Annotated in this window: 5 protein-coding genes; all 5 read right to left on the reverse strand. The window is 65.7% G+C overall.

Translation table 11 applies throughout. From position 1 onward, the window contains the following. Positions 1-40: 40 nt before the first annotated feature. A complete protein-coding gene (locus tag ACED18_RS10375) occupies positions 41-904 on the reverse strand; it encodes an efflux RND transporter periplasmic adaptor subunit (RefSeq protein ID WP_377291772.1) in 864 nt (287 codons plus the stop codon). Next, positions 904-2,877, reverse strand: a complete 1,974-nt coding sequence (locus tag ACED18_RS10380) for a prepilin peptidase (RefSeq protein ID WP_377291774.1) — start codon at positions 2,875-2,877, stop codon at positions 904-906. The genes ACED18_RS10375 and ACED18_RS10380 overlap by 1 nt, the downstream gene beginning before the upstream one ends. Next, a complete protein-coding gene (locus tag ACED18_RS10385; protein ID WP_377291776.1) occupies positions 2,870-5,086 on the reverse strand; it encodes a site-2 protease family protein in 2,217 nt (738 codons plus the stop codon). Before ACED18_RS10385 ends, ACED18_RS10380 begins: the two co-directional genes overlap by 8 nt. Continuing rightward, positions 5,023-6,720: an HlyD family efflux transporter periplasmic adaptor subunit gene (locus ACED18_RS10390; protein ID WP_377291778.1), complete on the reverse strand. Its 1,698-nt coding sequence runs from the start codon at positions 6,718-6,720 to the stop codon at positions 5,023-5,025. The genes ACED18_RS10385 and ACED18_RS10390 overlap by 64 nt, the downstream gene beginning before the upstream one ends. Before the next feature lie 203 nt (positions 6,721-6,923). Beyond that, positions 6,924-7,238, reverse strand: coding sequence for a DUF3467 domain-containing protein (locus tag ACED18_RS10395; protein WP_377291780.1), 315 nt, complete (start codon positions 7,236-7,238; stop codon positions 6,924-6,926). Between the last annotated feature and the right edge of the window lie 313 nt (positions 7,239-7,551).

Genomic DNA, 7,551 nt, shown 5'->3' on the forward strand with positions numbered 1-7,551 from the left:
ACGCACGCCATCGGCGGCTCATCCTCCCGTGCGCCTCGTATCAGTTCTTGGCCGGCTCGAAGCGGGCTGTGCAGCGGATGCCACCGGGAACCACGCCGTCGGGATTGGCAAGTTCGAACTGCACCTGGAAGAGGCCACTTGCCGAATCGATCTGGCCGTCCTTGCTGGTGATGGTTGCGGGATAGGCGCCACCGATCGGTGCTTCGGGCGCGATGGTGGCCGCCATGCCGACCTTTACCAGCGGGAAGGCTTCGAGTGGCAAGTAGAGCTCGACACGCAGTACGGCGGTTTCGGCGATCTCCATTGCCATCTGCTGCGGATCGGCGAATTCGCCCGGATCCAGAGCCACTTGCGTGACGACACCATCCACCGGCGCACGCAGGTTGCGGCGCACCAATGCGGCCTCTGCACGCTTCAGGTCGATGCGCGCCAATTGCTGGTCGAGAAGGGCTTGTTCAACATCGGCATTGGCAAGCACATAGTCCATTTCCGCCTTCTGCATCTGCTGAAGCGAAGCCGCGCCCCGCTTGTTCAGCGTCTGCTGGCGATCGAGCGTATCTTTCAGCGTGGCCTTTACCGCTCGCTTCGAGGCAATCAGCGCTTCATTGCCGGCCTTGAGGCGGAGCGATTCCACCTGGGCGGCTTCCACTTCGGAATCGAGGGAGGCCACCACCTGGCCCTTGCGGACGCGATCGCCACGACGGACGGAGACGTCAGACAGGGTTCCCTGTACCTGGCTTGAGAGCTTGATGATCCGGTTCGCCTCGATCAGGCAGGACGCATTGCCCGCGGCGGCATTCAGCACGGCGAGCGTTTCCGGCGTTACCGGCTTCTCCTCGGCAAGGGCAGGCGGGGCGACCAGCAGCGCTGCGGTCACACACCAGCGGCAAACACGTCTCGGCATCAATCCAGCCCTCCGGCAAAGGTCAGCATGCGGCTCAGATTTTCGTCCTGCCGCACCAGAGAGCGACGGGCATCGCGCTGCGCGGTTTCGATGCGCCGCTGGCCCTGACGGAAAGCGACGGTCGAGACGATCGGCAGGTGTGCTAGGGACTGCCAGGGACGCGTGGCGACCGATAGCACACGATCTTCCTTCGACAGATAGACGGCAAAGGCACCCGGATCGCCCTGGCGGCCACAACGGCCGATGAGCTGCCGGTCCGCCCGGCGGGAATCGTTCATCTCGCACATCAGCACGACGAGACCGCCGGCCTCCGCGACGCCGGGCCCGAGGCGGATATCGGTGCCGCGTCCGGCCATGTTGGTCGCAACGGTGACCGCACCGGCCTCCCCGGCCGCCGCGATCGCCTCGGCTTCCTCGCGGTCCTGAGCGGCACTCAGGACGCGGTGCGAGATGGCGCGGGCCGCCAGGGCCTCACTGGCTTGCACTGCCTCCTTGACCGAGGTGACGCCAACCAGCACGGGCTGACCGCGCGCGACGAAGCCGGCAACGGCACCGGCGACATGAGTCCAGAGGCTCTGCCGGTCCGCAAAAATCGACGTGCCAAGCGCCTTGCGCTGCAAGGGGCGGCGGCGCGGGATTCGGGTCAGCGGCAAACGGTAGACACTTGCCAGTTCGGGCGCGGCTTCGGCCACGGTGCCACTCATGCCCGACAGCATGCGGTAGCGACGGAAGAAGCGCTGGAAGCTGATGCTTGCCAGCGACTGGCGCGACGTGGAGAGCGGCACGCCCTCCTTGAACTCGACCATGGGGTGGAGATCGTGGCCCCAGAAGCGGTCGGCCATGGTGCGGCCGGTGTTTTCGTCCACGATCACCACCTTGCCGTCCTTCAGGATGTAATGCCGGTCCCGGCTCAGCACGAAGCGCGCCGTCAGCGCGGCACGGACCAGTTCTTCGCGACGAATGGCGATGAGCCACGGCAGACCCTTGTCGCTCAGGCGCGTTTCCAGATAGCGACGGCCGGCCTCCGTGATCTCGACGGAAATGCCGTGGCGGGAGCGCTCGTAATGCGGGCCCTCGCGCAGCTCGCCAGCCATGGCCCAGGCAAGTTCGGCAATTTCCTGCGTGATGAGGGCCGGTCCCTCGGCAGAGATCAGGAGCGGCGTGCCCGCCTCGTCGATCAGCACGCTGTCGATCTCGTCCACCACGGCGACATCCAGTCCCCGCTGGATCGGCTGCCCGCCCTCACCCGCCGCAATGGCGCGGCGAAAGCGCGACACCATCGGCTGTTCCGTCGGCGAGGCACGCAGCAGCCTGTCGCGCAGGTAGTCGAAGGCCACTTCCTTGTTCGAGATGTAGGTGACGTCGGCGCGATAGGCGACGCGTCTTTCCTCGGGTGTGCGCTCATGCACGATGATGCCGCATGACAGGCCCAGTCCGGCAAGAAGCGGCACGGCATGGGCGCCGTCGCGCTCGGCAAGGTAGTCGTTTGACGTCACTACATGCACGGAGCGACCGGCAAGCCCGTGCAGGGCGGCCGAGGTGGCGGCGACCAGCGTCTTGCCCTCCCCCGTCGCCATTTCGATGACATGGCCGGACATGATGGCAGCGGCAGCGGCCAATTGTTCGCGATAGGGCTCCACCCCCAGCGTTCGACGCGCGACTTCCCGGACCAGTGCCAGGCCCTCCGCGACGAGATCGGATTTCAGCCCGCGGCGGCGGAGCTGGATGGACAGCACGCGGACACGCTCCTGCAACATCTCTTCCGACAGCGTATGGACGCCTGCGCGCAGGCCGTCCGCCGCCCGTGCATGGCTCATCACGCGGCGCTCGCGAAACAGCCGCGTAGCGAGGCTCAGGCGCGTGCGCGCCCAGGTGACGGGATGATCGATCGGGAGATGCTCACCGGCCGCAGCGGCGCTGACTGGTCCGCGCGGCAGGGCAAGAACGGGCGGGATACCGACGTGCTCAGACATTGAACCTCTTCAAGAACATCTGCCGCACGGAGCGATAGGCCTGATCGAAGAGGGAGGCCATGCCATGATCGAAACGGACATAGACCCGCTCGCCCCAGCCTTCCGGCCTGAAAGTCTCAGGAAGCGCGATATCGGCCACGAAGAAGGGCTGCACGGCCACGTCCTTGTCCTTGGCGGCCGGATCCAGCACGAAGGGGCCGCCCGCATTTGCAGCAAGGGCCAGCGAGGGAAGCTTTCGCTCCGCACCGGGCACCAGGCGGGCAAGCCGCGCGTCCGGGACAGGCGTCAGGATCTGGCCCGACAGGCGCACGGCGACCGACTTTGTCTCGCTGCGGACCAGATCAATCTCACCCTCCGGCACGACGGCGCGGACGATCGGGCGTGTATCCGGCATGACGTAGCCCAGCACGGTCCCGCGCGACGCATGGCTGCCGACGAGATCCTGCCAGCGCGGCAGGATCGCCCGGCCGGCCACGGGCGCCTTGAGAATGAGCGCGGCCATGCGGGCCTCAGTGTTGGCAAGCTCACCTCTGGCATATTCCATCTGCTTGCGGATGACGGCAATCGTGGCCGGCGCGATGCTTTCGGCGGCTGTCAGCCGACGATTGAGCTCGTCCAGCCGCGCCTTGGCGAGCCTGTGTTCGCTGCGGATGAAGGGATCCTCCATCTCAACGATCGGCGTGCCGGCGGCAACCACCGTGCCCGGAGCGACGAGGAACCGGCGTACCGTGCCCTGGGTCTCGGCTGTCAGCCGCGCCTCATCCGGCACCCAGAGGACGCCCTGGACAACCGTCCCATGCGGCACCGGGGCATAGCCCACCAGTGCGACAAGCGCCAGCGCACCGCCCAGCGTCACCGCTGTTGCGCGGACCCGGCGGCGCCCGACGGCCGGCGACATCAGCACGAATTGCAGGGCCTTGAGGAGCGGCCAGACGAAGCTCTGGATCATCGTCCAGGCAACGAGCGCCACGCCGATGAAGAAATAGGAGGAGCCGACGACAAGGGCGATCGAGAAGACGACAGTCAGACGGTAGGCCAGCGAGGCTGGCGCATAGATCGCGAACCACACGCTTTCGCCGTGCCCGGTCACGGGACTGACGGCCTCGCGCATGCCGAAGAGGTAGCGCTGGGCCAGCCAATACCACCATTTGGCAGCACGCGTGGCGAGATTGGGTATTTCGACGAGATCGGCGAAGATGTAATAGGCGTCGAAGCGCAGCAGCGGATTGCCGTTGAAGACCAGGGTCGAGACGCTGGCAATCATCATCGTATTGAAGGCTGCCGACCGCAGGAAGCCGGGTTCCGCGTTGATCCAGATTGCCATGGCGCCCGCCGCCAGAAGCATTTCCGCCATCATGCCGGCGGCAGCGACGACGATGCGGCGCCACTTGTCCGAAAAGGCCGCCGATGCCGTCGCATCCACATAGGGCGCGGGCATGAAGACCAGAAACATCAGGCCCACCTCGTGCACTTCGCCGCCGAAGATGCGCGTCGCATAGGCATGGCCGAGTTCGTGGACGAGCTTGATGGCCGGAAAGAGCAGCAGCAGGATGACGAGATTGTCGGGCGCCAGCAGGCGATCGCTGAAATTGCGCGTCAGGGCATCCCAGTGGGTGACGCCCTGCACCACGTACCACCCCATGACGCCGAGCCAGATCAGGAGACCGAGCGGCGAGAAGAAGGGCCGGATTAAATGCGCCGTTACCGTGAGGAAGCGGTGAGGATCGAAGAGCGGGAGCTTGAAGAACAGCGGATTCTGGATCTGCTGCAGCCAGCGCTTGCCACGCATCTGCTCGGCGCGCTGCGCCAGTTCGCGTCCGTCGCCCAGCGTGTCGGCCTGCACGAGATCGAAAGTGCTGAGCTGGCCAAGCATCTGGATGACCTGATCCTGCGAGGGCGCATCCGCCCCGAAGATCTCGACCACTTCCTGCCAGATGCGCGCCACCGTTCTTTCGCCATCCATTCGCATCAGGATGGCATAGACGGGCGCGGACAGGCGATGGCTCGCAGCCGACAGCCGGTCGCGCGTCACGTACCAGATCTCGCCGCGAATAACATGCCGCTCGACGGCGACGCCCGGCTTCATCCGCGGCTTCAGGCCTTCCACCCGATGCCAGAGCGCGCTGTAGAGGGTCAGACCGCCACTCATGGCAACCACGACCAGACGCGGATGCGCAGCCAGTCGAAGAAGCTGTGCGTCCAGATCCACAGGAGCGAAGCTTCACCCGCCGCAATCTTTGCCGTTCCTTCCATGGCCGGACGCACGCGGCTATCCGGATCAACGAGATGGGCAAGAACCTCGAAGCTGTTGACGCCATCGGCAACACGGGCGACCGGCGTGACGGCGATGATCTCGATGGCAAACGGCCGTTCCGGCAGGGCTGTCAGCAAGAGCTGGCCCTGTTGTCCGGGCCGGATCGATCCGATGGCCGTTTCCGGAACATTCAGTGTCACCCGGTAGCGGTCAAGCGGTGCCAGTTCGTAGAGCACATCGCCCCGGCTGACGGGCTTGCCGATCGACTGGGCAAGGTCGCCGCTGACGACCACGGCATCAAAGGGCGCACGGATGCGGGCACGCTCCAGCATTTCATCATCGAGCGCGATTTCCGCATCCTTCTGCTCCAGCGCGGCGCGGGCGATGGCCGCCTGGGCGAGATCACGCTTGGCAAGCGCCTGGTCCCGTTCGGCCTCGGTCTGTCTGCGGGCGGCAAGATTGCGCAGCCGGTTCAGCACAAGGTCGTTGTCCTGCAGTTCCGCAATCACCGTCCCGGCCCGGACAACATCGCCGGCGCGGGCGAACTGGGTCTGGAGATAGCCATCGAACGGCGCGCTCACGGCACGGCGGGCCTCGCCGTTGACAGTCCCCGGCGCGGTGACGCGCACCGTATCCCGGATGAGCGCAAGGGCGACCGTGCCGATGACAAGGGCGAGGATGATGGTCTTGAAGAGCAGGAAGCTCGGGCCGAGTATCACGCTGGCGGCCCGGCGGATGCGGTGGCCCACGAAGCCGATGAAGCTGCGATCCGCCTCATGCCGGGCCGAGAGCGCGCCACCGGCAGAAACGGCAATCGCATCGAGAAGATCCACATCACGCTGCGTAAAGGGGGCGCCATCGCGGCCGAGGACCAGAGCCCCGAAGGCGCCTTTCCCGGTAAAGATGGGAACAGTCAGCACATGATCGACCCCGAGCGCCCTGCGCAGGCCGTCCTGCGCATGGGCGACGAGGCGAATGCCGGCTTCGCCCGAAGGAGACACCAGAACGGTCTCCTGGTCGATCGCCTCGTCCATGGCCGCCTCGAAGGCGCGGGCCGTTTCGGTTCGCCCCTCGAATTCCGCGTTCTCGGACAGCGCCGACAGCCGGCTCTTCAGTCCACGGCGAACGCCGACCGCCACGCGCCCGCAGGCAAACCGGTTGGCGAGAAGACCGGCAAGGGCGCGGGCTGCATCGAGATAGCGCTCGGATGTCGCCACACTCTCGATGGCCTCGACGATGAAGCTTGCCTGCTGCAGGCCGTCCCGACCGGCATACTGGTCCTGACGGTGCAGAAACGCTTCGATCCAGGCGCTCGACCATTGCAGATGGCGCATCAGGCGCCGGCCGCCGGTCGGGCCCTCGAGAACCGCCTCGACCAAGGCCATGGCGGCGATGGATCCATTGATCAGAACGGGAACCGCCGCCGTCGCCGTTTCACCGTCGGCGGCCAATGCGGGTGCGCGCTGTTCGCTGGCAGCGGTCAGCGCGTCGGTTCCGAGCACCTTCAGCCGCTCCAGATCGACAGGCCGGCCGGGAGCCGCCCAGACGGCCAAGGCCTCCATGGCCGCGGCGGGATCAGCACCGCGCAAGAACAACGTTCCCTGCCGGATGGGTGGGAAGGAACGTCCGGTGACGGCCAGCCAACCCCGTGCGAAGACAAGGGGATCATCGCTTGTGAGCGACGTCCAGGCGGATGCATCGTTTTCTCCCGATGCATCGCGCGTGGCGCGCGTACCCTGGCCTTCGCCCGGGTTCAGCTGGACATCGACGATCCCCATGGGTTCAGGTCAGATCAGGGCTCGAGCCGCATCACACCGAAGCGGTCTTCGTAATCCTTGATGTGCTGGCCGAGCAGCGTGTGCAGGCGCTTGGCAGCGTAGGGGGTCAGCACGATGCGGTTGGAGAGCTTGACAGCGAGCGAGTTGCTGCCAACCACGTTCCAGGTCTGGTTGGTCCCGAACAGGAGGGTGAATTCCTCGCGCGAATTGATCACGTTGATCACATTCGCAAACGAGGTCTGCATCTGGCTGTCGTCCCACGTCACACGGGTCGGCATCACGGCTTCAGAGGGCGTTGCGGGGGCGGCAGGCTTGGTTTCAGATGTCATCGCTTTGGCTTTCTCATCGAAGAACAGGCCCTCGGGCCAAGGGTTACGCTTACCGGGGAAGACGGATGCAGTCGCACTTTCGACCGTTTCTCTCCCCAAAAACGGGCGCGGGAGACATCGCAGCCGCCCTGCCCACAATATTACCGTTACGCCGCGTACCGGATGACAATTCCACAGGCCTTGTCTCCGCCACGCGTCAACGTCTTCGCGATCCAGAAGGGGTGGCCGACAGCAATCCTCTCCGTTTCCCTACGCAGAGATCGTGGCCTGAAATCCCCTGTCGTCCTTCCCTCCCGCACCTGAAGCTAATGGA

This window comes from Rhizobium sp. SG2393, assembly GCF_042610495.1.
In the GTDB taxonomy this organism is placed as follows: Bacteria; Pseudomonadota; Alphaproteobacteria; order Rhizobiales; family Rhizobiaceae; genus RU20A.

Excerpts from the sequence above, each read along its gene's own strand:
- ACED18_RS10395 (WP_377291780.1), bottom strand. The coding sequence starts at position 7,238 with ATGACATCTGAAACCAAGCCTGCCGCCCCCGCAACGCCCTCTGAAGCC.
- ACED18_RS10375 (WP_377291772.1), bottom strand. The coding sequence starts at position 904 with ATGCCGAGACGTGTTTGCCGCTGGTGTGTGACCGCAGCGCTGCTGGTC.
- ACED18_RS10380 (WP_377291774.1), bottom strand. The coding sequence starts at position 2,877 with ATGTCTGAGCACGTCGGTATCCCGCCCGTTCTTGCCCTGCCGCGCGGA.